The 21,598-nt window shown below is 73.7% G+C and carries 19 protein-coding genes and 1 pseudogene; 10 read left to right on the forward strand and 10 right to left on the reverse strand.

The window, feature by feature from the left end; all coding sequences use genetic code 11:
* Window positions 1-5 precede the first annotated feature (5 nt).
* Together AB0C35_RS32215 and AB0C35_RS32220 are read right to left on the reverse strand one after the other, a co-directional pair.
* A complete protein-coding gene (locus tag AB0C35_RS32215; RefSeq protein ID WP_358464218.1) occupies window positions 6-809 on the reverse strand; it encodes an ABC transporter permease in 804 nt (267 codons plus the stop codon).
* On the reverse strand, window positions 806-1,810 hold the full coding sequence (locus tag AB0C35_RS32220) for an ATP-binding cassette domain-containing protein (protein WP_358464221.1): 1,005 nt from the start codon (window positions 1,808-1,810) through the stop codon (window positions 806-808). The genes AB0C35_RS32215 and AB0C35_RS32220 overlap by 4 nt, the downstream gene beginning before the upstream one ends.
* A gap of 100 nt (window positions 1,811-1,910) precedes the next feature.
* On the opposite strand from AB0C35_RS32220, the gene AB0C35_RS32225 reads away from it, so the two are divergent.
* Window positions 1,911-2,672, forward strand: coding sequence for a TetR/AcrR family transcriptional regulator (locus tag AB0C35_RS32225; RefSeq protein WP_358464224.1), 762 nt, complete (start codon window positions 1,911-1,913; stop codon window positions 2,670-2,672).
* On the opposite strand, the gene AB0C35_RS32230 is transcribed toward AB0C35_RS32225, so the two are convergent.
* Window positions 2,659-5,367 carry an ATP-dependent helicase C-terminal domain-containing protein gene (locus AB0C35_RS32230; protein WP_358464227.1) on the reverse strand — a complete coding sequence of 903 codons (2,709 nt, stop codon included), beginning with the start codon at window positions 5,365-5,367 and terminating at the stop codon, window positions 2,659-2,661. The two genes, AB0C35_RS32225 and AB0C35_RS32230, sit on opposite strands and share 14 nt — an antisense overlap.
* Window positions 5,368-5,663: 296 nt before the next feature.
* On the opposite strand from AB0C35_RS32230, the gene AB0C35_RS32235 reads away from it, so the two are divergent.
* The gene (locus AB0C35_RS32235) at window positions 5,664-6,434 is read left to right on the forward strand and encodes an NERD domain-containing protein (protein ID WP_358464230.1); all 771 of its coding nucleotides are present in this window, start codon (window positions 5,664-5,666) and stop codon (window positions 6,432-6,434) included.
* Window positions 6,435-6,472: 38 nt separating this feature from the next.
* Here AB0C35_RS32235 and AB0C35_RS32240 read toward each other — a convergent pair whose 3' ends face one another.
* Complete coding sequence (locus tag AB0C35_RS32240) at window positions 6,473-6,880, reverse strand: hypothetical protein (RefSeq protein WP_358464321.1); 408 nt, start codon at window positions 6,878-6,880, stop codon at window positions 6,473-6,475.
* Window positions 6,881-6,986: 106 nt separating this feature from the next.
* Window positions 6,987-7,352, reverse strand: coding sequence for a hypothetical protein (locus AB0C35_RS32245; RefSeq protein WP_358464233.1), 366 nt, complete (start codon window positions 7,350-7,352; stop codon window positions 6,987-6,989).
* A gap of 92 nt (window positions 7,353-7,444) precedes the next feature.
* Here AB0C35_RS32245 and AB0C35_RS32250 point away from each other — a divergent pair, with 92 nt between their 5' ends.
* A complete protein-coding gene (locus AB0C35_RS32250) occupies window positions 7,445-8,167 on the forward strand; it encodes a histidine phosphatase family protein (protein WP_358464236.1) in 723 nt (240 codons plus the stop codon).
* An 84-nt stretch (window positions 8,168-8,251) separates the two neighbouring features.
* Here AB0C35_RS32250 and AB0C35_RS32255 read toward each other — a convergent pair whose 3' ends face one another.
* Window positions 8,252-9,826 carry a GAF domain-containing protein gene (locus tag AB0C35_RS32255; RefSeq protein WP_358464323.1) on the reverse strand — a complete coding sequence of 525 codons (1,575 nt, stop codon included), beginning with the start codon at window positions 9,824-9,826 and terminating at the stop codon, window positions 8,252-8,254.
* Between the two features lie 587 nt (window positions 9,827-10,413).
* Between AB0C35_RS32255 and AB0C35_RS32260 the strand changes: the two genes are divergently transcribed.
* The 4 genes from AB0C35_RS32260 (at window position 10,414) to AB0C35_RS32275 (ending at window position 14,815) form a co-directional block, all read left to right on the forward strand.
* The gene (locus AB0C35_RS32260) at window positions 10,414-10,977 is read left to right on the forward strand and encodes a hypothetical protein (RefSeq protein ID WP_358464238.1); all 564 of its coding nucleotides are present in this window, start codon (window positions 10,414-10,416) and stop codon (window positions 10,975-10,977) included.
* Window positions 10,978-11,088: 111 nt separating this feature from the next.
* Entirely contained in the window at window positions 11,089-12,162 is a 1,074-nt protein-coding gene (locus AB0C35_RS32265) for a low specificity L-threonine aldolase (protein WP_358464241.1), read from the forward strand.
* Window positions 12,163-12,281: 119 nt separating this feature from the next.
* The gene (locus AB0C35_RS32270; RefSeq protein WP_358464244.1) at window positions 12,282-13,469 is read left to right on the forward strand and encodes a beta-ketoacyl synthase N-terminal-like domain-containing protein; all 1,188 of its coding nucleotides are present in this window, start codon (window positions 12,282-12,284) and stop codon (window positions 13,467-13,469) included.
* Window positions 13,470-13,894: 425 nt separating this feature from the next.
* Complete coding sequence (locus tag AB0C35_RS32275) at window positions 13,895-14,815, forward strand: oxygenase MpaB family protein (RefSeq protein ID WP_358464247.1); 921 nt, start codon at window positions 13,895-13,897, stop codon at window positions 14,813-14,815.
* A 12-nt stretch (window positions 14,816-14,827) separates the two neighbouring features.
* Here AB0C35_RS32275 and cqsA read toward each other — a convergent pair whose 3' ends face one another.
* Window positions 14,828-15,985, reverse strand: coding sequence for an alpha-hydroxyketone-type quorum-sensing autoinducer synthase (gene cqsA, locus AB0C35_RS32280; protein ID WP_358464250.1), 1,158 nt, complete (start codon window positions 15,983-15,985; stop codon window positions 14,828-14,830).
* A 154-nt stretch (window positions 15,986-16,139) separates the two neighbouring features.
* On the opposite strand from cqsA, the gene AB0C35_RS32285 reads away from it, so the two are divergent.
* Both AB0C35_RS32285 and AB0C35_RS32290 read left to right on the forward strand, forming a co-directional pair.
* The gene (locus AB0C35_RS32285; RefSeq protein ID WP_358464253.1) at window positions 16,140-16,733 is read left to right on the forward strand and encodes a TIGR03086 family metal-binding protein; all 594 of its coding nucleotides are present in this window, start codon (window positions 16,140-16,142) and stop codon (window positions 16,731-16,733) included.
* A gap of 113 nt (window positions 16,734-16,846) precedes the next feature.
* A complete protein-coding gene (locus tag AB0C35_RS32290) occupies window positions 16,847-17,875 on the forward strand; it encodes a lysylphosphatidylglycerol synthase domain-containing protein (protein ID WP_358464256.1) in 1,029 nt (342 codons plus the stop codon).
* 25 nt (window positions 17,876-17,900) lie between these two features.
* Here AB0C35_RS32290 and AB0C35_RS32295 read toward each other — a convergent pair whose 3' ends face one another.
* Both AB0C35_RS32295 and AB0C35_RS32300 read right to left on the reverse strand, forming a co-directional pair.
* Window positions 17,901-18,710 carry an amidohydrolase family protein gene (locus tag AB0C35_RS32295; RefSeq protein ID WP_358464259.1) on the reverse strand — a complete coding sequence of 270 codons (810 nt, stop codon included), beginning with the start codon at window positions 18,708-18,710 and terminating at the stop codon, window positions 17,901-17,903.
* The gene (locus AB0C35_RS32300; RefSeq protein ID WP_358464262.1) at window positions 18,700-19,272 is read right to left on the reverse strand and encodes a TetR/AcrR family transcriptional regulator; all 573 of its coding nucleotides are present in this window, start codon (window positions 19,270-19,272) and stop codon (window positions 18,700-18,702) included. Before AB0C35_RS32300 ends, AB0C35_RS32295 begins: the two co-directional genes overlap by 11 nt.
* Before the next feature lie 260 nt (window positions 19,273-19,532).
* Here AB0C35_RS32300 and AB0C35_RS32305 point away from each other — a divergent pair, with 260 nt between their 5' ends.
* Window positions 19,533-20,780 (forward strand): Cmx/CmrA family chloramphenicol efflux MFS transporter, encoded by a 1,248-nt coding sequence (locus AB0C35_RS32305; RefSeq protein ID WP_358464265.1) that lies wholly within the window; start codon window positions 19,533-19,535, stop codon window positions 20,778-20,780.
* On the opposite strand, the pseudogene AB0C35_RS32310 reads toward AB0C35_RS32305, so the two are convergent.
* Window positions 20,779-21,477: pseudogene (locus AB0C35_RS32310) on the reverse strand (SGNH/GDSL hydrolase family protein); the annotation flags it as partial. The gene AB0C35_RS32305 and the pseudogene AB0C35_RS32310 overlap by 2 nt on opposite strands.
* Between the last annotated feature and the right edge of the window lie 121 nt (window positions 21,478-21,598).

Genomic DNA, 21,598 nt, shown 5'->3' on the forward strand with positions numbered 1-21,598 from the left:
GCCGGCTAGCGGTCCATGGCGCGATAGCGCCGCACCGACAGCGGGATGAACACCGCCGCGATCACCAGCGGCCACACCACGGCCATCAGGACGCTGTGCTGCGCCGCCCACGAGGTGGACGTCTCCGCGTGCCCGGGGGCGCCGAACAGTTCCCGGCACGCGGTGACGGTCGCCGACATCGGGTTCCACTCGGCGATCGCGCCCAGCCAGCCCGGCATCGTGCTCGGCGCGATCATGGCGCTGGACAGGAACCCGATCGGCCACACCAGGATCTGGATCGCCGCGACCGACTCCGGCCCCTTGGCGACCAGGCCGAGGTAGATGCCCAGCCACACCAGCGAGAACCGCAGGAGCAGCAGGAGCCCGAACGCGGCGAGGGCGCCCGCGGCGCCGTCGTGGACGCGCCAGCCGATCAGCACGCCGCAGGCCGCCATGACGGCCAGGGCGGCGACCGAGTGCAGCATGTCCGCGGTGGCGCGTCCGACGACGACGGCGGACTGGGCCATCGGCATGGCGCGGAACCGGTCGGTGACGCCCTTGGCGGCGTCGCCGGCGACCGCGGCGAACGTCGTCTCGACGCCGAACGCCATCGTCAGGGCGAACATGCCGGGGACGATGAACTCGCGGTAGTTTCCGCCGCCCGGCACGTCCATCTGGCCGCCGAACAGGTAGCCCATCATCAGCACGACCATCACGGGGAACAGCAGCGCGAGGGCCACCTCGCCGGGCCGCCGCGCCCAGTGCGCGAGGGCCCGCCCGGTCAGCGTGCGGCCGTCGGCGACGGCCCACCGCAGGGTCTGGACGCTCATGAACGCACCCCCTCCTTCTCCTTGCCGGTGCGGGTTTCGGTTCCGGTACCGGCGCCGGCGCCGGTTTCGGTGAGGTGCAGGAACACCTCGTCCAGCGTGGGGCGGCGCAGGCCGATGTCGGCGACGGCGAGGCCGGCCTCGTCCAGGGCCCGGACGGCCTCGGTCAGCGTCGCGGCGCGGCCGGTCACCGGCGCCCCGACGCGCAGCGCCTCGGCGTCCACGTCGACCTCGCCGGACGCGACGCGGCCGACGATCGCGGCGGCGGCGGCGAGCGCCCCGGGGTCGTCCAGGACGACCTCGATCCGGTCGCCGCCGAGCCGCGCCTTCAGCGCGTCGGGGGCGCCCTCGGCGATGACGCGGCCGTGGTCGACCACGGAGATCCCGGTGGCGAGCCGGTCGGCCTCCTCCAGGTACTGGGTGGTGAGCAGGACGGTCGTGCCGCCGTCCACCAGGGTGCGGATCGCCTCCCACACCTCGTTGCGGCCGCGCGGGTCCAGGCCGGTGGTGGGCTCGTCCAGGAACAGCACGGGCGGCGCGAGGATCATGGACGCGGCCAGGTCGAGGCGGCGCCGCATCCCGCCGGAGTACTCCCCGGCGGGCCGGTCGGCGGCGTCGGTGAGCCGGAACCGCTCCAGCAGCTCGTCCGCCCGCCGCCGCGCCCGTTTCGCGCCGAGGTGGTACAGGCGGGCGAACATGACGAGGTTCTGGCGTCCGCCGAGCACCTCGTCGACCGCCGCGTGCTGCCCGACGAGCCCGATCCGGGTGCGCACCCCGGCGGCCTCGCGGACCACGTCGTGCCCGGCGACGCGGGCGGTTCCCCCGTCCGGCCGGGTCAGGGTGGTCAGGACCCGGACGGCGGTGGTCTTGCCGGCGCCGTTCGGGCCGAGCAGCCCGTGCACGGTGCCGGCGGGCACGCGCAGGTCGAGCCCGTCCAGGGCCCGGGTGTCGCCGTAGCGCTTGCGCAGGCCCTCGGCTTCGACCGCGAACCGTGATTCGGCCACGCGTCCTCCCCAGCTGTGTGCGCCAAAACTATGTACGCAGTACGGATTTACCATCGAGAGCAATATAACGTACTACGTACAGAGTTTCATCCCTGGAAGGATGGAGTGGGTGACGACCGAGTACAGCGGGGCCGGTGATCCCCGGCGCAGCCTGGAACTTCTCTGGGGGGTCAGGGAGGCGCCCAAGCGCGGCCCCAAGCCCCGCCTGACCGCCGAGAGGATCGTCCGGGCCGCGATCGGGGTGGCGGACGCGGAGGGCCTGGAAGCCCTGTCCATGCGCCGCATCGCCGAGGAGCTGGACGTGTCCGCCATGTCGATCTACACCTACGTCCCGGGCAAGGCCGAGCTGATCGACGTCATGGTGGACCGCACGTTCGGTGAGCTGACGCCCCCGCCCGGCACCGGCTGGCGGGCGCGGCTGGACCACATCGCCCGCGACAACTGGGCGCTGTTCCACCGCCACCCGTGGCTGCTGCGGGTGACCCTCGCGCGCCCGCCGATGGGCCCGAACACGTTCGCCAAGTACGAGAACGAGCTGCGCGCCGTGGAGGGCGTCGGCCTCACCGACCTGGAGATGGACTCGGTCGTCGCGCTCGTCACCGGCTTCGCCGAGAGCGCCGCCCGCGTCTCGGTCAACGCCGCCGAGGCCGAGCGCCGCAGCGGCATCAGCGACATGCAGTGGTGGGAGGCCGTCTCCCCCGTCCTGGACACGTTCGTGAACGAGGACGACTACCCGCTCGGCACCCGCGTCGGCACCGCGGCGGGGATGGAGTACGGCTCCGCCATCGCACCCGGCCGCGCCTTCGAGTTCGGCCTGGCCCGCGTCCTGGACGGCATCGAGGTCCTGATCAGCTCCCGCTAGCCCGCTTGGTCCGCTTCGTCGGGACGGCCCCGGCCGGGTCCTCGGGCCACGGATGCCTCGGGTAGCGTCCGCGCAGCTCGGCCCGGACGGCCTTGTAGCCTTCGCGCCAGAACGAGGCCAGGTCCGCGGTGACCGCCGCCGGGCGTCCCGCCGGGGACAGCAGGTGCACGACCAGCGGCACCCGCCCGCCCGCGAGCCGGGGCGCCGCGTCCCACCCGAACAGCTCCTGCAGCTTCACCGCCAGGACGGGCCGCTCCGGCGCGTAGTCCACCCGGATCCGCGACCCGGACGGGACCTCGACCCGCTCGGGCGCGTACTCGTCGAGCCGCCTCGACTGCTCCCACGGCAGCAGCCCGCGCAGCATCGCCGCGACGTCGACGCGCCGCAGGTCGGCCCGGCGCCGCGCGCCCGCCAGCCACCCGGGGGCGCGTTCCAGCAGCGCCGCGTCGCCGACGTCGGGCCACGGCTCGCCCAGCGCGCCGTGCAGGAACGCCAGCCGTTCCCGCAGGGCGACGGCCGCCGGCGTCCAGTTCAGCAGGCCGAGCCCTTCGGCGCGCACCCCGTCCAGCAGCGCCGCCCGCACCCGCTCCGGATCGGGATCGCGCAGCGGCGCCGCGTCCAGCTCGATCGCGCCGAGCCGCTCGACCCGGCGTGCCGCCACGTCCCCGTCCCGCCAGGCGATCTCCTCGGCGGTCTCCAGCAGCGGCGCCGCCGCGAACCGCGCCACGTCCTCGTCGATCACCACGGCCTGCCGCACCCGCGCCGACGCCGACCCGGCGGGACGGTCGGCCGCCGCGACCGCGAGCCACTCCGGCCGCGCCCCGGCCAGCGCCGACCCGCCGGCGAGCACGGCCCCCGTCCCGGACGCCATCAGGTGCCCGCTCCCCCGCCGCGCCCGCGCCACCCGCTCCGGAAACGCCAGCGCCACCACGACCCCCGCCACCGCGTCGTCCCCACGCCCCACCCAACGCGAAGCCCCCCTGCCCGCCAGCGCTCCCTCACCGCGCGAGCGCTCCCACCGGGACGTCCTGCCACCGCCGGCGTCTCCCCCGCCGACCACGTCGCCACCAGCCGCCCCACCCACCCCGGGCGGCGTGCTCACCCCAGGCGACGCGTTCCCGGCGGGCGACGCTCCCTCGGCGGGTGGTTGGTCGGCGGTTTCGAGGCGGGTTGTGAGGGCGTTGCGGAGGCGTTTGGTCTCGTCGCGCCAGCGGGCCGCGTGGGCGTCGGCGGGGCGGCCCGGGCGGCGGAGGGTGCGCCAGGTGGCGGTGAGGTCGTCGCCAGCGGAGCGGGGCGGGGGTTCGGACAGGAGGGCGACGATCTGGGCGGCGTCGCGGGCGCCGACCTCGGCGGCGCCGTCGATCAGGGCGCGGGCCAGGCGGGGGTGGAGGCCGACGCGGGCGAGGGCGCGGCCCCGGTCGGTGACGCGGCCGCCGTCCACGGCGCCGAGGGCGTGGAGGGTTGCGCGGGCGGCGTCCAGGGCGGCGGGCGGCGGCGGGTCGGGGAGGGCGAGGCCGCCCGCGCCGGGGTCGCCCCAGCAGGCGGCCTGGAGCGCGAAGCCGGTGAGGTCGGCCAGTTCGATCTCGGGGCGGGGGCGGGCGGGCAGGCGTTCGTGCTCGGCCTGCGTCCAGCAGCGGTAGACGGTACCGGGGGCCTCGCGGCCGGCGCGCCCGGCGCGCTGGCCGGCGGTGGCTCGGGACGCGCGGACGGTCGTCAGGGCGCCGAGGCCGCGGGCGTGGTCGGTGCGGGGTTCGCGGGCGAGGCCGCAGTCCACGACCGCCCTGACGCCGGGCACGGTGAGGCTCGACTCGGCGACGGAGGTGGCGAGCACGACGCGGCGGCGATCGGACGGGGCGAGGACCGCGTCCTGCACCGCCGGCGGCGCCTGCCCGTGGACCTGCAGGACCTCGGCCGGGACGCCGCCGAGCAGGCCCGCGACGCGGGCGATCTCGCCGGCGCCGGGCAGGAAGCACAGCACGTCGCCGGCGTTTTCGGCCAGGGCCCGGCGGACGGTGGCGGCGACATGGGCGAGCAGCGCCGGGTCGACGCGCATGCCGTGCGGCGGCGCGGCGGGCCGGGGCGGCGGTGACCAGATCGTCTCCACGGGGTGCAGCGCGGCGGCGGTCTCCACGACCGGGGCCGCGCCGCCGTCACCGCCGAGGAGCCGCGCCCAGGGGCCGGTGTCGGCGGTGGCGGAGGCGGCGACCAGGCGCAGGTCGGGGCGGAGGGTCGCGCGGACGTCCAGGAGGAACGCCAGCGCCGTGTCGGCGTCCAGGTGCCGCTCATGGCATTCGTCCAGGATCACGGTGCCGACGTCGGCGAGTTCGGGGTCGGACTGGAGGCGCTGCAGGACGACGCCCGTGGTGACGACGTCGACGCGGGTGCCGGGACGGTTCTCGCCGCGGACGGTGACGCCGACCCGGCCGCCGGGGCGTTCGCCGAGGAGCCAGGCCATGCGGCGGGCGGCGGCGCGGGCGGCGAGGCGGCGCGGTTCCAGGACGAGGACCTTCCCGGTGGCGGGCGGGCCGCCCCGCCCGGACGCGAGGGCGAGCCCGGCGAGCGCGAGGGGGACCAGCGTCGTCTTGCCCGTCCCGGGGGGCGCCGCGAGCACGGCGGCGCCGCGCTCGTCCAGGGCCGCGCGCAGGGCGGGGACGGCGTCGCGGACGGGCAGGCTCTCGGCGGCGCGGATGTGCATCCGACAAGTGTGCCCGGTGCCGGTGGGTGATCGTCCGTGCCGGAAAAGCGACCGCGATGAAAAGGGCTCCGAGCGTTGCGGTGATAGTTGCACCGTGCCTTTCAGCCATTCGCGGGAGACGCTTAAAGTTTTTCCCAGGAACCGGCGGCACAACCACGGGGAAACGCCAGGTGGGCAATGATGTCAAGACCGGCGCTTGCCTTTTCGTTTGGTTTACGTCACCTTGCAAAGTGTAGCGACAATGCCGAACGTATCCCCATAATGAGGGCGTCATCGCAGGTGCTGGGAGGTTCGTCATGATCGGCAGCTCCATCTACCTGAGGGACCGGGCCGCCTTCACCGGCGGTTCGCCCCAGGCGGTATACGCGGAGCTCTGGCAGCGCGGCCGAAAGGGTAGATTGCGGACCCGCGCAATTCTGGCGGGCGCGACGCTCATACTGTGCGGGCTGCTCGTCAACGCGGTATTCGGAATCGCGATGGCCGCCGCGGTGGCGTCCGCGGACACGTTCGTCCATTGGCGCCTTTACAACGCCTCCAGCGTGTGGCGGCGCGGGCTGCGCGGCGAGGAGCGGATGAACCGGCTGCTGCGCCACACCCTGGAGCGGCGCGGGTACCGGGTCCTGTACGAGCGGGCGGTCCCCGAGCACGGGCAGGCCGACGAGCTGGTGGTCGGGCCGGGCGGCGTGTGGCTGGTGCACAACGAGGCGTGGCACCCGGACGCGGAGATCTCCCCGCACGGCGGCAGGCTGTTCATCGACGGCCGGACCCAGTCCAAGCTGGTCAACGCGCTGACCGCCCGCGCCGACGCCGCCGCCGGCCTGATCTCACGGGTCGCCGAGGTGCCGGTGAAGGTGACTCCGGTGCTGGCCGTGCACGGCGGCAAGCTCGCCAGGACGCCGTTCGCCGCGGACGGGATCGTGTTCGCGCCGCCGCTGAAGCTGATCCGCTGGATGAGCCGCAACCCCTCCGCCGACCACTCCCCCGACGAGATCGAGGCGATCACCAGGGCCGCCGTCCACGCGCTCCCCATCGGCGGCCGCCTCACCCCGCCCGCGGCCGCCGCGTGACCGGCCCGGCGGCCTTCACACACCTGTGGCCGGAGGGCTCACACGCCGCCGCCCACAGGGCGCCCACCGCCCGTTACGGGCCCGCCACCCTGACGGGCGGTGCGGCGCAACCACAGCAGCCCCGCGACCGGGAGCACCAGCGGCACGAACCCGTAACCGCGCCCGAACGCGGACCAGACGGTCTCGTCGGGGAACGCCGCGGAGTCGGCGAGGCTGAGCGTGCCCACGATCAGCACACCGGCCAGCTCGACGCTGCAGGCGGCCACGGCGACCCGGAACGACGTCCGGCCGCCGAGGGCCAGCGCGACCGTCGCCACGACGTAGACGGCCGCGGCGAACGCCGACAGGGCGTAGGCGAGCGGCGCGTCGGAGAACCGGGTGGCGATCTGCACGCCCGCGCGCGCACCGGCCGCGAGCGCGAAGATTCCGTAGACGGCGACCAGCACCCGTCCCGGCCCGCCGCCGGTGCCGGGGCGGGCCGTGCCGCCCGTGCGGGCTCCGGCGCCGGCGCGGGCGCCGTCGTCCGCACGGGTGTCGCGGGCGCGACCGGGGTCAGCCACCGGTACCGCTCCACACCTGATCCATCCGGACCATCATGACGGCGACCGCCAGCCCGGCGACCACGATCACGCCGGGCCCCCACCGGGTGCGTTCCAGCAGGCCCCACCCGGCCCCCGCGAGGGGGATGAGCAGGACGCCGACGAGGTAGCCGATGAAGGTGGCGGAGCCGCCCGGGCCCTCGCCGCCGGACAGCTTGACGAACCCGACGACCGCCTGCGCGATCAGCAGGACCTCCAGCACGCCGAGCGCGGCGAGGTGCCCGGCCCCCATCGGACGGTCGCGCAGCGTCGCCACCAGGGCGTAGCCGGCGGCGAGCAGCGCCACCACGATGATCACGGCGGCCAGGACGTTCGTCACGGCACCGAGAGTACTACCGGTCGTAGAGGACGACATCGCGGACACCGCCCGGTTTGCGGTGGCATGTGCGGCGGCATGGCAGCATGGCGGGGATGAACGCGCTGCAGTGGCTGAACCTGACCCGGCACGGTGAGAGCACCGGCAACCTCGCCTACCAGGCCGCGGAGGGCACCGACGCCGAGGAGGCCGGCATCCCCGAACGGGACGCCGACGTGCCCCTGTCGGACACCGGCCGCGCCCAGGCGGCGACGCTCGGCCACTGGCTCGCCGCGCTCCCCGAGGACGAGCGCCCGACGCTGGTCGTGTCCTCCCCCTACGTCCGGGCCCTGGACACCGCGAAGATCGCGCTCGCCCAGACGTCCTACGCCGCGCCGCGGGACCCGGGCGGGCTGCGGCCGCTTGTGGACGAACGGCTCCGCGACCGCGAGCAGGGCGCCCTGCAGGGCCTCACCGCCCTCGGCGTCGAACGCCGGTTCCCCGACGAGGCGGAACGGCTGCGGCACCTCGGCAAGTTCTACTACCGGCCGCCCGGCGGCGAGTCGTGGGCCGACCTCGCCCTGCGGCTGCGCAGCTTCTACCGCGATCTGGAGGCCGACGCCCCCGGCGGGCGGGTGCTGGTCGTCACGCACGACGCGATCGTCGTGATGACCCGCTACCTGGTGGAGGACCTGACCGAGAAGGAGGTCATGGAGATCGAGAAGGAGACGGTCGGCAACGCCTCCATCACCCGGTGGCGCCAGGACGGCTCGGGCCTGCAAGCCGTCCGCTACAACGACTGCACCCACCTGATCAACGCGGGCGTCTCCGCCCCGTGACCGTGGCGCGGCGTTCCCGCGTCACGCCGCCGGCCCGCCCGCGCCGGATTCCGCCCCGCCGAATCCCGCCGTCAGATCTCGACGTCAGATCTCGCCGTCGAGGAGGCGGTCGCTGCGGGAGGCGACGGCGGCCAGCCGCGGATCGCCCGGCAGCAGGACGGCGCGGAGCCGCTCCAGCACCTCCAGGTCGGCGCGGCCGGGCTCGGTCTGGGCGTAGGTCCACAGCGCGTCGCCGCACCCCCGGTCGAGCACGTGCCGCCGGACCCGCACCGCCAGCTCGTCGCGTTCGGCGCGGACGGCGGGCGCGTCGGAGCTGGGCAGCAGCTCGCCGGTGTACAGCCGCACCGCCGCGGCGACGTCGCCGCCGTCCAGGAGGCGCCGCACGGTGAGGAAGTCGGCCTCGACCGCGCATCCGAGGCGGTACGGACGGGCCGGGATGATGTCGCCGAGCTGCTGGCGGAGCCGGTGGATCTCGGGCCGGACGGTCGCGGCGCTGCCGTCGTCGCCGTACAGGCCCAGCGCCAGCCCGTCGCCGGTCAGTCCGCGGGGGTGCAGGGCGAGCAGCGCGAGGATCTCGGCGTGCCGCAGCGTCAGGGTGACCGGCCGGCCGGCCAGGCGCGCGTGCGGGCGGCCGTCGCCGAGGAACGACAGCGTCAGGGGCGGTCCCTCGCCGGCCGCGGTCCGCGCCGCGTCCTCCGCGGAGGAGCCCCCGTCGTGCGGCGCGTTCCGGCCGGGGCGCCTGCGGGGACCGGGCGGGCGCACCAGGAACGCCTCGCCGAGCGGCTCGGCGACGGCGGCGCGGCCGTCGGGCAGCGTGACCGTCCCGCCCGACTCGGGGACGTTCACGCGCCGCCCCCGCCACCCCGCCAGGCCGGCCGAGGCCGCGCCCGCCGGGCACGCGTCCGGGCACGCATCCTCTGGGCCCGCGTCCGCCGGCCCTAGATCCACCGGCCCCAAGTCCGGTGGGCCGAGACCCGCCGGTCCGAGATCGGCGAGGATGCGGCCGGTGGCGGTGACGAGCACACCGGCGTCCCGCAGCCCCCGCAGGTGCGGCAGGAGCCGCTCGCGCAGCCGCTCGTCCCGCTGCCGCATCTCGTTCTCCAGCCGCGACTCCGCGAGCCGCGCGGCGGTCGCGACGAGCGCGACGGTCGCCGGATGCAGCGCCCGCACGGTCGCGCTGACGTCGATGCAGCCGATCACCCGCCCCGAATCGGGGTCGGTGATCGGGGCGCCGGCGCACGACCAGCGGTGCAGGACGTGCGCGACGTGCTCGGCGGCGTACACGTACTCGGGGTGGCCGGTGGCCAGTGCCGTGCCGATGCCGTTGGTCCCGACGGCGTCCTCCGCCCACCGGAACCCCTCGGTCAGCCCGATCGCGTCGGCGGCGCGGCGCGCGGCGGGCGGGCCCTGCGTCCACAGCACGTGCCCGGCCTGGTCGGTGATCACCATCAGGTGCTCGGTCTCGTCGGCGACCCGCCGCAGCAGCCCCTCCAGCAGCGGCAGGTGCCGTTCGAGGGGGTGGGCGCCGCGCGCGTCGGCGACGACGTCCCGGTCGTACACCAGCGGCGCCGCCGTCACGGCCGCGTCGACGCCGGCGTCCCGGGAGCGCCGCCACGACTCGGAGATCGGCGGCCGCATGGCCGGCGGCTTGCGCACCATCAGCGACACCTTTTCGTCCTCGGCGGGGGCTGCGGGGGCAGGGCTCTGGCGACACGCCGGGCGAAAGGGTCGGCCCTTCCCCCTGAAGCGAACCTCGGCCCGTCCGAGGATCGGGCCATCAGCGGGGGAGGCGCAACCGATTCGCGGTATCTCGCCAACCCGAATCCGGCACTGTGCGTGACCGAATCGTCGCAACGTGCATGCAACCTGAAGATGCGTACCGTGGCCGACGCTGGGAGCCGATGGGCCATCGTGTGGTCCCGCCGTCCCGCACGCGTCCGGGGGGAATGCGAGCGGGGCGGCGGGCTCCCGGCATCACGGGGAGGACGAACACCGCATGCTCTGCCTGACCTGTCACCGTGTCCGCCCGGCGCTGAGCCGGGCCGACTACACCGCCGAACGCGCCTGGCTCATCATCCGGCGGGGCCTGTGCACGTGCAGCGGGCCGCCGCCGCACGCCACACGTCCCGCGACCGTTCGAAAACCCGCCCGGACCGCCAAATAAACACCAGGTTCATAAAATGTTCACGCCCGGTTCGCCTAGAGTTTAAGGAGAATCCATTCGATCTGTCCCTGGAGGGAGCGCCATGACCGTGATCCCGGGTCTCGTCCGCCGCGCCGCCGCCGAGGCGGAGCGCCATCTGCGCGAGGGCGCCGGCCTTCTCGGCAGACTCGGGCGAGATCTGGAACGGTCGGCGGCGCTCGGGCGGCTCCTGCCCGCCTACATCGAGCGCATGGCGAGTCTAGAGCAGGCCGTCCGGGACCAGGACGCCGAGCTGCGCGCGCTGCGCGCCGAGCTCGACTCGCTCGTCGGGCAGCTCAACGACCGGCTGCTGCCGCGCATCGACGAGCGGATGGACGACACCGAGCGTGACCTGGCCTCCGTCGCCACCAGCCTGATCCGCACCGGCCGCGACACCGCCGCCCACCGCACCCGGCTGGAGACCGCCGAGCGGCGCATCACCGACCTGCGCACCAAGATCGCGCAGCTGGAGCAGCGGACCGGCCTGTGGCGCGACCTCCAGGCCACCATGGCGCGGCTCGGCGACGACCTCGACTCCGTCCGCGCCCGGATGGCGCTGCGCTCCGCCGATCCCCCGGCCGACGCCGCGCCCGCCCCCGTGCAGAACATCACCGACCGTCCGGCCTGACCCGCGAACCCCGCCGGACGCGAAAAAGCACACGGGCATGGAAATTGCACGTCCGGGTCCGGGTGAATGTCCGGTGCCCGCGGAATGACCGGGTTCCGAGAGAATGGACGCATGACGCAGCCGCCGGCCGAGCACCGAAGCAATAGCCGCCCAACCGCCGCGCGCGGTTTCGCCAGCGACAACCAGGCGAGCGTCCACCCGGACGTCCTCGCGGCGCTGGCCGCCGTCAACGACGGGCACCAGCCCGCCTACGGCGACGACGACGTCACCGGCCGGCTCCGCGAGGTCGTCCGGCGGCATTTCGGCGACCGGGCCGAAGTGTTCCCCGTGTTCAACGGGACAGGCGCGAACGTGGTGTCGCTGCAAGCGATGTCGGAGCGCTGGAGTTCGGTCGTGTGCCCCGAGTCGGCGCACATCAACACCGACGAGTGCGGCGCGTCCGAGAAGATCGCGGGCCTGAAGCTGATCACGGCGCCGACACCGGACGGCAAGCTGACGCCCGAGCAGGTCGCGGCGCACGCCACCGGCTTCGACAACGTCCAGCGGCGCCGCCCCGCCGTCGTGTCGATCACCCAGAGCACCGAGCTCGGCACCGTCTACACCGCGCGGGAGACCGCGGCGGTCGCGGCGGCGGCGCACGAACGCGGCCTGTCGGTGCACATGGACGGCGCGCGGATCGCCAACGCCGCCGCCTCCCTCGGCCTGCCGCTGCGCGCCCTCACCACCGACGCTGGCGTGGACGTGCTGTCGTTCGGCGGCACCAAGAACGGGCTGCTGCTCGGCGAGGCGATCGTCGTGCTGAACCCGGACGCGGTGCGCGGGGTGGCGTACCTGCGCAAGTCGAGCATGCAGCTGGCGTCCAAGATGCGGTACGTGTCCGCGCAGCTCCTCGCGCTGCTGGACGGCGACCTCTGGCTGCGCAACGCCGCCCATGCCAACGCCATGGCCGGGCGTCTCGCAGCCGCCGCACGCACCGTGCCGGGCGTCGAGATCACCCAGGCCGTGCAGGCGAACGCGGTTTTCGCGACCGTCCCGAAGGACGTCGCCGAGCGGCTCCGCAAGCGGTTCCCGTTCTACACGTGGGACGAGCGGACCGGGGAGGTCCGCTGGGTGTGCTCGTTCGACACCACCGAGGCCGACGTGGACGCGTTCGCCGCCGCGCTCGCCGACGAAACGTCCGCCTGACCGGCGCGTTCCCCGCCCCCGCCCGGGGCGTCCCGGCCATCGGGATGCGCGACCGGCACGCGACCGGCCCGGCACGTTATCGTTGCACCGAACAGGATTCGGTACAGGAGGCGAGCCTGATGGCCAACCGCACCTTCGTCGTCGGCGTGGGCATGACCAAGTTCGAGAAGCCGGGCTCCCGCGACTGGGAGTACCCCGACATGGCCAAGGAGGCCGTCGGCAACGCCCTGCAGGACGCCGGCGTCGCCTACGACCGGATCGAGATGGCCTACGCCGGCTCGATGTACGGGTCGATGGGCCAGCGCGCCCTCTACGAGACCGGCATGACCGGCATCCCGGTGATGACCGTCCAGAACGCGTGCGCCACCGGATCCAGCGCGCTGTTCCTCGCCCGCCAGGCCGTCCGCGGCGGCCTCGCCGACTGCGCGCTCGCGCTCGGCATGGAGAAGATGAAGAAGGGCTCGCTCGGCGCGGGCATGGGCGAGTCCAAGGTCACCATCATCGACCACCACCTCACCTCGATGACCGCCGGCCGCGAGTGGGAGATGGACAAGGCGCCGATGCCGCAGATGTTCGGCAACGCCGGCCGCGAGCACATGGAGAAGTACGGCTCCACGCCCGACCACTACGCGTGGATCGGCTGGAAGAACCACAAGCACTCGGTGAACAACCCGTACGCGCAGTTCCAGACCGAGTACACCCTCGACGACGTCAAGAACGCCACGATGATCTTCGACCCGCTGACCAAGCTGCAGTGCTCCCCCACCTCCGACGGCGCCGCCGCCGCGGTCGTCGTCAGCGAGCGGTTCCTGGACGAGCACGACCTGTGGGACCAGGCCGTCGAGATCGCCGGCCACCACATCTCCACCGACATCCCCGAGAGCTTCGCCGACAACTCCTCCATCCAGGTCGTCGGCGCCGGCGTCTCCCGCCTCGCCGCCCGCACCGCGATGGACGAGGCACAGGTCTCCATCGACGACGTCGACGTCATCGAACTGCACGACTGCTTCAGCGCCAACGAGCTCATCACCTACGAGGCCCTCGGCATGGCCGAGGTCGGCGAAGGCCACAAGCTCGTCGACGACGCCGCGACCACCTACGGTGGCACCTGGGTCGTCAACCCGTCCGGCGGCCTCATCTCCAAGGGCCACCCCCTCGGCGCCACCGGCCTCGCCCAGTGCGCCGAACTCACCTGGCAGCTGCGCGGCCAGGCCGGCGCCCGCCAGGTGGACGGCGCCCGCATCGCCCTCCAGCACAACATCGGACTCGGAAGCGCCTGCGCAGTCGCCGTGTACAAGCGGTGTTAGCCCAGGGGGGCGACCCCCTGGAACCCCCGTTGCGAGCCGGTCGATCCTCACGACACGGTTTCCGTTGTTGTGACCGTCTCGGTTGGTGTCGTGTCGCTGCGGTCGCCCGGCTCGTCGGGTCGGGCGACCTCCGGCGCCTGGGGCGCCTCCGGCCGCCCGACCCGTGCCTTGGTGGCTGAGCGCGGCGTCCGAGTTCTGCCCGACTCCGTGCCGGCCGATCCGTGCTTCGGGGGCTGGGCTCGACCTTCGAGACCTGCTCGACTTCGGGCGTCCGGCCCGTGTGCCCGGTTGTGGTTTCGTCTCGGTAGGCCGGTTTCGTGTGGGCGGGGCGGCTGACTCGTGGGGGTGCGGGAACGTGTGACAAAGATTGACTCTTGTCTCAGCTCGGCTATCCTCGCGGTAAGTGGTCACTGCCAGGAGGTGCGATGCCCCCCTCGTCCTCGCCACCGACGGTCGTCACCGCCGCCGCACGGACGGCACGGCGCACCGCCGCGCACGCGCCGCTCGGGCCCGGCACGCTCCTGTGGCGCCACGCCGCCGACCTGCGCTCGCTGCTGCCCGGCGCCGCCGCCGGGCTGATGCAGCTCATGCACCCCGGCATCGGCGCCGGGGTGAGCGAGCACTCCGCGTTCTTCGACGCCCCCTTCGACCGCATCCACCGGTCCGTCCCCCAGATCTGGGCGACGATCCTCGCGCCCGACGGCACCGACCGCGCCCGCACCATCCGCGACCTGCACCGCGCCATCGGCGGCGTCGACGAGCACGCACGCCGCTACCACGCCCTCGAACCCGAGACGTTCTGGTGGGCGCACGCCACCTTCACCTGGGAGATCTTCAAGGCCGCCGAGACCTTCCACCCCGGCACCCTCACCGCCGAGGACCACGAGCAGATGTACGCCGAGACCGTCACCTGGTACTCCCGCTACGGCGTCAGCATGCGTCCCGTCCCCGCCGACTACGCGTCCTTCCAGTCCAAGTTCTGGCACATCTGCACCAAGCAGCTCGAACTCACCCCGGCCGCCGCCCGCGCCCTGGAGATCGCCAGGCACGGCTCCGAGACCATCACGATCCTGCCCGTCGGCGGGCACCGCCTCGACCGCGCCGGCCGCCTCGTCATCGAGCGCCCGCTGCGCCTGCTCACCTTCGGATGCCTGCCCACCGTCGTCCGGCAGCGCTTCGACATCCCCTGGACGCCGCTCGACCAGGCCCAGTTCGCCGCCCTCGCCCTCGCCAACCGGCAGGGCTACCGCATGATGCCCACCGGCATCAACCACTGGGCCCTCCGCAGCATGCTCCGCTACATAGGCGCCCACACCCGCCCCCACCGCTACCAGCCGGCCGCGTGATCCGCCGGGGGTTCAGTTCGCCGGGGCCGGGGCGAGTTCGGTGATCAGGCTGCGGCAGGCGGTGAGGATCCGGTTCACGTCGTCGTCGGTGAGGCCGGCGTGGGTCGACAGGCGCACCAGGGTGCGGCCCACGGACGCCGCGGGCGGGAACAGGGCGGCGCTGAAGATGTCGCGGGCGACCAGCGCGTCGCGCACGAGGGTCGCGTCGGCCTCGGAGCCCGTCTCCAGCGCGATGATCTGCGTGTCGGACTCGACGAGCCGGTAGCCGAGGCCGGTCAGGCCGTCCCGCAGGCGGTGCGTGACGGTGTGCAGGCGGTCGCGGCGGCGGCGCTCCTCCCGGACGACCTTCAGCGCCGCGGCGAGGCCCGCGACGTCGTGCGGCAGCAGCGTCGAGCTGAACACGGCCGGGAGCGCGGTATGGACGAAGTAGTCCGCGAAGCCGGGACGGTCGCAGGCGATCAGGCCGGCGCGTCCGGACAGCGCCTTGGCCAGGCTCGCGGTGCGGAAGTCGACACGGCCGGTGAAACCCAGCGCGGCGACGAGGCCCTCACCGCGCGCACCGTGCGTGCCGAGCGAATGCGACTCGTCCACCACCAGGAGGCAGTCGTGCTCCTCGGCCACCTCCACCAGGCCGGGCAGCGGGCACACCGAGCCGTCGGTGCTGTAGACGGCGTCCACGGCGATCACTCCGGAGCCGCCCACCTCGATCCGGCGGCGCAGGTGGGCGAGGTCGTTGTGGCGGAAGTAGGCGAGTTCCGCGCCCGCCGTCCGCGCCCCCTCCCACAGCGACATGTGGGCGAGAACGTCCAGGTAGACGGGGACGTCCGGCCCGGCGACCACCTGCATGAGCCCGGTGTTGGCCGCCCAGCCCGACGCGCACAGCACACCGGCCCGCGCGCCCATGTGCCGGGCGAACTCCGCGCCGAGGACGATCTGCGGGTGGTCGTCGGGCAGGCACGGGCCCGGCGCCGGCGCCGGGCCGTCCGCCGCCCGCAGGCTGGCGATCATGGCGTCGGCGATCGCCGGATGCTCGGCGAGGGCGAGATAGTCGCTACAGGTCAGCACGATCGTCCGGCCGCCGGGGGTGGTGGCGGGCGACGGACGGCGGCCGCCCCTGGTGCCCCGGAAGCGGCTGATGCGTTCGCCCAGTCGCTGGTGAGCGCTGGTCATGGTCGTCACTCTCCCCCATCATCTGATCGTCACATCCTGTAGCGGTCTCTAATCATAGTGTGAAAAGAATCTAAGGTGTGGACCAAAACCGACGTACCGCGCAGGAAAAATTGCCATGGTGGAACGAATCATTCCGTTCTGCTATACTGACGGCATGAACGAGACCAACACCTCCGGCTGGACCGTCCTCGACACCGCCCACGAGGCCCTGCGCGACATCGTCCGCGCCGTCCCGGCCCCCGACCTCGGCCGCCCCACACCGTGCGCCGACTGGAACGTCACCCAGGTCATCCAGCACGCCGCCGGCGACCAACTCGCCTACGCCTCGTCGATCACCGGGGAGCCGGGCCCCGACTTCAACCCGTTCGACCCGTCCGGCAAGCTCGACGGGACGCCGATGGACCTGCTCGACCCCTGCGTGTCCGCCTGCGCCGCCGCCTGGGCCACCATCGGCGGCGACGCCGACCAGGTGCCCGTCCCCGTGCCGCCCGGCTCGCTCAAGCCCGAGACCGGCGCCGGCGCCGCCGCACTGGACGCCGCCGTCCACGCCTGGGACATCGCCGTCGCCACCGGCCAGGCGTCCCCGCTCACCCCCGACCTCGCCCGCACCCTGCTGGACGTCGCCGTCCAGATCGTCGAGCCGCTGCGCGAGTACGGCGCCTACGCCGCCGCGATCGAACACACCGGCACAGACGACGTCGCCGCCCTCCTCCGCTACCTCGGCCGCGACCCGCGCTGGACGGCCTGAGGCCCGTGCCCGCCCGGCGGCCCCGCCCGCCGGGCACGGACGTCCCGTCAGCGTTCGCGTCGATCCACCCTGCCGGTCGCATACTCTTCAACCAGGTAGCCGAACAATAAGGTGTGGAGACGATCGCCGCAGGCGCTGAAACCGCGGTGCCCGCCAAGCTCCCCGAACTTGGCGGGAACGCCGCCGCCCCGCTCCGCGTCCGGCGGATCTCCCGGGTCCGCTGGGCCGTCCTCGGGGTCCTGCTGACCGGCCTCGCCACCGCGGTGCTGGTGACCGTCGGCGCCCCGCGCCCCGCCCTGTCGGCGATCGGCAAGATGCACTGGGCGTACCTGCCCGTCCTGCTCCTGCTGTCGCTGCTGCACTTCGTCTGCTCCGCGGTCGCGCTGCGCGCCGCGTCGGGCCGGCCGATCCCGCTCTACCAGACGACCCTGACGCAGTTCACCGCGGCGGCCGCCAACCGCGTCACGCCGGGCGGCCTCGGCGCCGTGGCGGTCAACACCCGCTACCTCGTCTGCCGCGGGCTCCCGCTCCCCCAGGCCGCCGTCACCGTCGCCGCCGTCCAGGTGGCGGGCGTCCCCGCGGACCTGCTGCTGCTCGGCGCGGTCGTCGGGCTCGGCGGCGGGAACGGCCGGCTGCTGGACGCACTGGGCCGGCACGGCGCCCACGCCGCCGGGCTCGTCCCGCCCGTCCCGCTGCTCATCGCCGCCGGGGTGCTGCTCCTGGCCGCCGCGCTGTGGGGCCGCCGCGCCCTCCGCTCCGCCGTCGTCGGGCGGGCCGTGGCCGGGCTCACCGGGCTGTGCCGCCGCCCGCGCGACCTGGCGGTGGTGCTCGCCGGGTCGGCCTCGACCACGTTCGTGCTCGGCCTGGCGTTCGCGCTGAGCGTCCTCGCCGTGCCCGGAACGTCCGCGGGCCCCACGGACGTCCTCGCGCTGGTGGCCGCCTACCTGGTAGGGGCCGCCGCGGGCTCGGCGGTGCCGTCCCCGGGCGGTGTCGGCTCCACCGAGGCCGCGCTGGTCGCCGCGCTCGCGGCCCTCGGCATCGCCGCCGGCCCGGCCCTGCACGCCGTGCTGCTGTTCCGGGCCGTCACGTTCTGGGCGCCCGTCCCCCTGGGCCTGCTGGCCTGCCGGACGCTCCGCCGCTGAGCGCCTTTACATTGTAGATCACTAGTCAGAGATGGAAGACGTGCTGGGCGTTGCCCGACAGGAACGCCTCCTTCGCATCGTCGTTCAGCCCGAGGTCGTCCAGCCCCTTGAGGGCCCGCTCCGCCGTCATCATCGGGAAGTTCGTGCCGAACAGCACCTTGTGCCGCCGGTCCTGGGTCATGTAGCGGACGAGTTCCGGCGGATACCTCCGCACCGTGTAGGCGGACGTGTCGATGTAGACGTTCTCGTGCTTCCGGCACACCGCGACCATCTCCTCCGTCCACGGGTAGCCGATGTGCCCGCCGACGATGACGAGCTCCGGGAAGTCGAGCGCGACCTGGTCGACGTAGGGAATCGGGCGTCCCGTCTCACTCGGACGCAGCGGACCCGTGTGTCCGACCTGCGTGCAGAACGGGATGCCCAGCTCGACACATTCGGCGAACAGGGGGTAGTAGCGCCGGTCGGTGGGCGGCAGTTCCCACAGCCACGGCACCACGCGCAGACCCCGGAACCCCAGTTCGCGGACGCACCGCCGTAGCTCCCGGACGGCGTCCATGGGCTTGCGCAGGTCCACGGACGCGATGCCCAGCAGACGCCCCGGCGCCTGCTCCACGAACGAGGCGACCTCGTCATTGCTCACCAGGGCGCCCTCCGGGCCGTACCAGGCGCTGATGAGCCCGACGTCCACTCCCCCGGCGTCCATGGCGCCGACCGTCATCTCGACCGGCACCTCCTCCTCCGGAGGCTTCTGCCCGGTCCACCGCCACAGCGAATCCAGCATCTCGTGCTGGAGGAAACGCACCGTCCCGTGCTGCATCCACGCGTCAATCACCATGGTTACCTCCCACCGACCGCCATGCGGCCTCGCTAAGCGACACGATCTGTGCGTCGTCCGGCTCCCGGGTCTGGCCGTTCAGCCACAGCCGGCTCAACTCCTGCGCGGGCCCGAGCCACAGCACGAACGCCGTCACGACGTCCACGTCGATCAGTGCCCCGTGGCGGACCTGAACGCGCCACCAGCTGCGCACCTCACGGAAGAACATCCGGTTGCGTGCGTCCAGCCCGGTGCTCCCGGACGGACGTTCCGTGAACATGAACCTCGCCCGCTCTGGATGCTCCCTGCACCACCGCACATGAAACGCCACCACCCCGGGCACCGCCCCGCGCGCGCTGTCGTGGGCCCGAAGCTCGTCCAGGAAGGCGTCCTGATACATCGCGAGGCACTCGATGAACAGCGCCTCCGCGACCTGCTCCTTGCCCGCGAAATGGTGGTAGAAGCTGCCCACGCTGACGCCGCTCGCCGCCCGGAGGCTGCTCAGCGTCGTCCCGGCGACGCCGTCCCGCCCGAACAGCTCCAGCGCCGCGCGCAGCACCCTCTCCCGACCGGCCTCGCCCATAGAACATTATTCTGCCATCACAGAACATTATTCTGTCAACCCGGCTGCTAGCCTGGCGACATGTCCAGTCCCGAGTCGGATAGACGCTGACTCCCCGGCGGCCCCCGATCGAGCGGGCCGCCTGACGCGGGCTGTCCTCACCCTCGAACGCGATCACGCGTGAGGGAGCCGTATCGCCGCCGTCCGTGACGCCCCCGGACGCCCGTACCGGCGCAGCCCCCACCGTTCAGCCGACCTGTTCGCCGACTCGGGAGTCCCCCTTGCCTTTCGCCGTCTACGTCCTCGGGCTGGCCGTGTTCGCCCAGGGCACCTCGGAGTTCATGCTGTCCGGCCTGGTGCCGGGCATCGCCGCCGACCTGCACGTGTCCATCCCCGCGGCCGGGCTGCTCACCTCCGCCTTCGCCATCGGCATGGTGATCGGCGCCCCCGCGATGACGCTCCTCACCCGCCGGTGGCCGCGCCGCCGCGCTCTCCTGGTGTTCCTGGGCGCCTTCATCGCCGTCCACGTCATCGGCGCGCTCGCCACGAACTACGCGCTGCTGCTCGCGACCCGCGTGGCCGCCGCGCTCGCGAACGCCGGGTTCTGGGCCGTCGCCCTCGCCACCGCGACCGCGCTGGCCGCCCCCGCCGCCCGCGCCCGCGCCACCTCGGTCGTCGTCGGCGGCGTCACCGTCGCCTGCGTCGCCGGTGTCCCGGCGGGCGCGCTCCTCGGCGGACACTGGGGTTGGAGGGCCGCCTTCTGGGCCGTCGCCGTCGTCTCGGTGCCCGCGCTCATCGCGATCGCCAGGACCATCCCAGAGGAACGCCCGTCCACCACAAGCGCGCGCGGGGAACTGCGTGCCTTGGCGGACGGACGTCTCGCCCTCATCCTCACCGTGAACGCGCTCTTCCAGGGAGCGACGTTCTGCACCTTCACCTACCTCGCGCCGCTCGCCACGAACGTCACCGGCCTCGGCTCCGCGTGGGTGCCGGCCGTGCTCGCGCTCTTCGGGGCGGGCTCCTTCGCGGGCGTCACCATCGGCGGCCGGATCGCCGACGCGCATCCGGCCGCGCTCATCGCGACCGGCATGACGGCACTCGCCGCCGGGTGGGCCGCCCTCGCGCTGACGGCCGGGAACCCGGCGGCGCTGATCGTGCTCGTGTTCGTCCAGGGCATGGTCGCGTTCGGCACGGGACCCGCGCTGATCGCACGCGTCCTCGACCGCGGCGCCGCCGCCCCGGCGCTGGCCGGGGGCGTCGCGACCGCGGCGTTCAACGTGGGCGCCGCGGTCGGCCCGTGGCTCGGCGGCGTCGCGATCGGCGCGGGACTCGGCTACCGCTCACCCGTCTGGGTGAGCGCCTCGCTCATGGCCCTCGCCCTCGTCGTCAGCCCGCTGTCCTCTGGCCGGCTCCGGCGGGGCTCTTCACGGCCGTCCGGGCGGAACCGGTCAGCGCGGGAAGGTACCCGAGCCGGTGACCCCGCGCGGTCGGGTGGTAGGACGACTCGATCGGGAGCGTCACCGCGTTGAGCCAGTCGTCGCCGGAGCACAGCTCGTGCCCGGCGAACTCGTCCCGGACGTCGGACCAGGTGAAGCCGGCGCGGTCCGCGGCCCTGGCGGTCACGCCCGCCAGGGTGTCCGCGGCGCCGTTGAGCGCGGTGCGCTTGGCGTTGCCCAGCCCCACGCACCAGTCGACGATCGTGTAGAGGCGCGGGTAGCCGAGCACCACCACGCGCGCCGACGGGGACTTCGCCCGGATCTTCGAGTACAGCGAGTCGAGGCGTCCGGGCAGGGTGTTGCGCATGTAGCTCTCGGCCTGCGCCACCCTGCTCTCGCACGTCGAGGTCGAGTACAGGACGCAGGTCTGCATCACGTCGCTGAATCCGGCGTCGTTGCCGCCGACCGTGATGCTCACGAGCGTCGTCGAGGAGTTGAGCGCGCCGAGCTGCCCGCTCGCCACGTCCGTGGTGGTCGCCCCCGAGCAGGCCACGAACTTGTACGACTCCGTGGTGTGCGCCGCCGCCCACAGGTTCGCGTAGGCGTTGGCGCTGCGCTTGCACGACCCGCTGTCCGGGTCGTAGCTTCCGGCCCCCGTGCCGGACGAGTAGGAATCCCCGAGTGCGACGTAGCGGGGTCCGGCCGCATGGGCGGCCCCTGACCAGACCATTGAACCGGCGGCGAGAGTCACCGCACCGAAAGCGGACAGAAGGGGGCGGGAGAGACGCATCTGCACTCCGGAGCGACTAAGTGAATCGGGACGCCCGCCTTATACCCGGCCCGCCATTCTCTCAAGCCCCAACTCTGATCAACAACATTTGTCATAATTTGCCGCAGAAATCCGCGAATCT

The sequence above is a fragment of the Spirillospora sp. NPDC048819 genome (assembly GCF_040650055.1).
Lineage (GTDB): Bacteria > Actinomycetota > Actinomycetes > Streptosporangiales > Streptosporangiaceae > Spirillospora.

Excerpts from the sequence above, each read along its gene's own strand:
- AB0C35_RS32225 (WP_358464224.1), top strand. The coding sequence starts at position 1,911 with ATGGAGTGGGTGACGACCGAGTACAGCGGGGCCGGTGATCCCCGGCGC.
- AB0C35_RS32270 (WP_358464244.1), top strand. The coding sequence starts at position 12,282 with ATGGCCAACCGCACCTTCGTCGTCGGCGTGGGCATGACCAAGTTCGAG.
- AB0C35_RS32250 (WP_358464236.1), top strand. The coding sequence starts at position 7,445 with ATGAACGCGCTGCAGTGGCTGAACCTGACCCGGCACGGTGAGAGCACC.
- AB0C35_RS32230 (WP_358464227.1), bottom strand. The coding sequence starts at position 5,367 with ATGCACATCCGCGCCGCCGAGAGCCTGCCCGTCCGCGACGCCGTCCCC.
- AB0C35_RS32275 (WP_358464247.1), top strand. The coding sequence starts at position 13,895 with ATGCCCCCCTCGTCCTCGCCACCGACGGTCGTCACCGCCGCCGCACGG.
- AB0C35_RS32295 (WP_358464259.1), bottom strand. The coding sequence starts at position 18,710 with ATGGTGATTGACGCGTGGATGCAGCACGGGACGGTGCGTTTCCTCCAG.
- AB0C35_RS32260 (WP_358464238.1), top strand. The coding sequence starts at position 10,414 with ATGACCGTGATCCCGGGTCTCGTCCGCCGCGCCGCCGCCGAGGCGGAG.
- cqsA (WP_358464250.1), bottom strand. The coding sequence starts at position 15,985 with ATGACCAGCGCTCACCAGCGACTGGGCGAACGCATCAGCCGCTTCCGG.
- AB0C35_RS32265 (WP_358464241.1), top strand. The coding sequence starts at position 11,089 with ATGACGCAGCCGCCGGCCGAGCACCGAAGCAATAGCCGCCCAACCGCC.
- AB0C35_RS32285 (WP_358464253.1), top strand. The coding sequence starts at position 16,140 with ATGAACGAGACCAACACCTCCGGCTGGACCGTCCTCGACACCGCCCAC.
- AB0C35_RS32255 (WP_358464323.1), bottom strand. The coding sequence starts at position 9,826 with ATGGTGCGCAAGCCGCCGGCCATGCGGCCGCCGATCTCCGAGTCGTGG.
- AB0C35_RS32300 (WP_358464262.1), bottom strand. The coding sequence starts at position 19,272 with ATGGGCGAGGCCGGTCGGGAGAGGGTGCTGCGCGCGGCGCTGGAGCTG.
- AB0C35_RS32215 (WP_358464218.1), bottom strand. The coding sequence starts at position 809 with ATGAGCGTCCAGACCCTGCGGTGGGCCGTCGCCGACGGCCGCACGCTG.
- AB0C35_RS32235 (WP_358464230.1), top strand. The coding sequence starts at position 5,664 with ATGATCGGCAGCTCCATCTACCTGAGGGACCGGGCCGCCTTCACCGGC.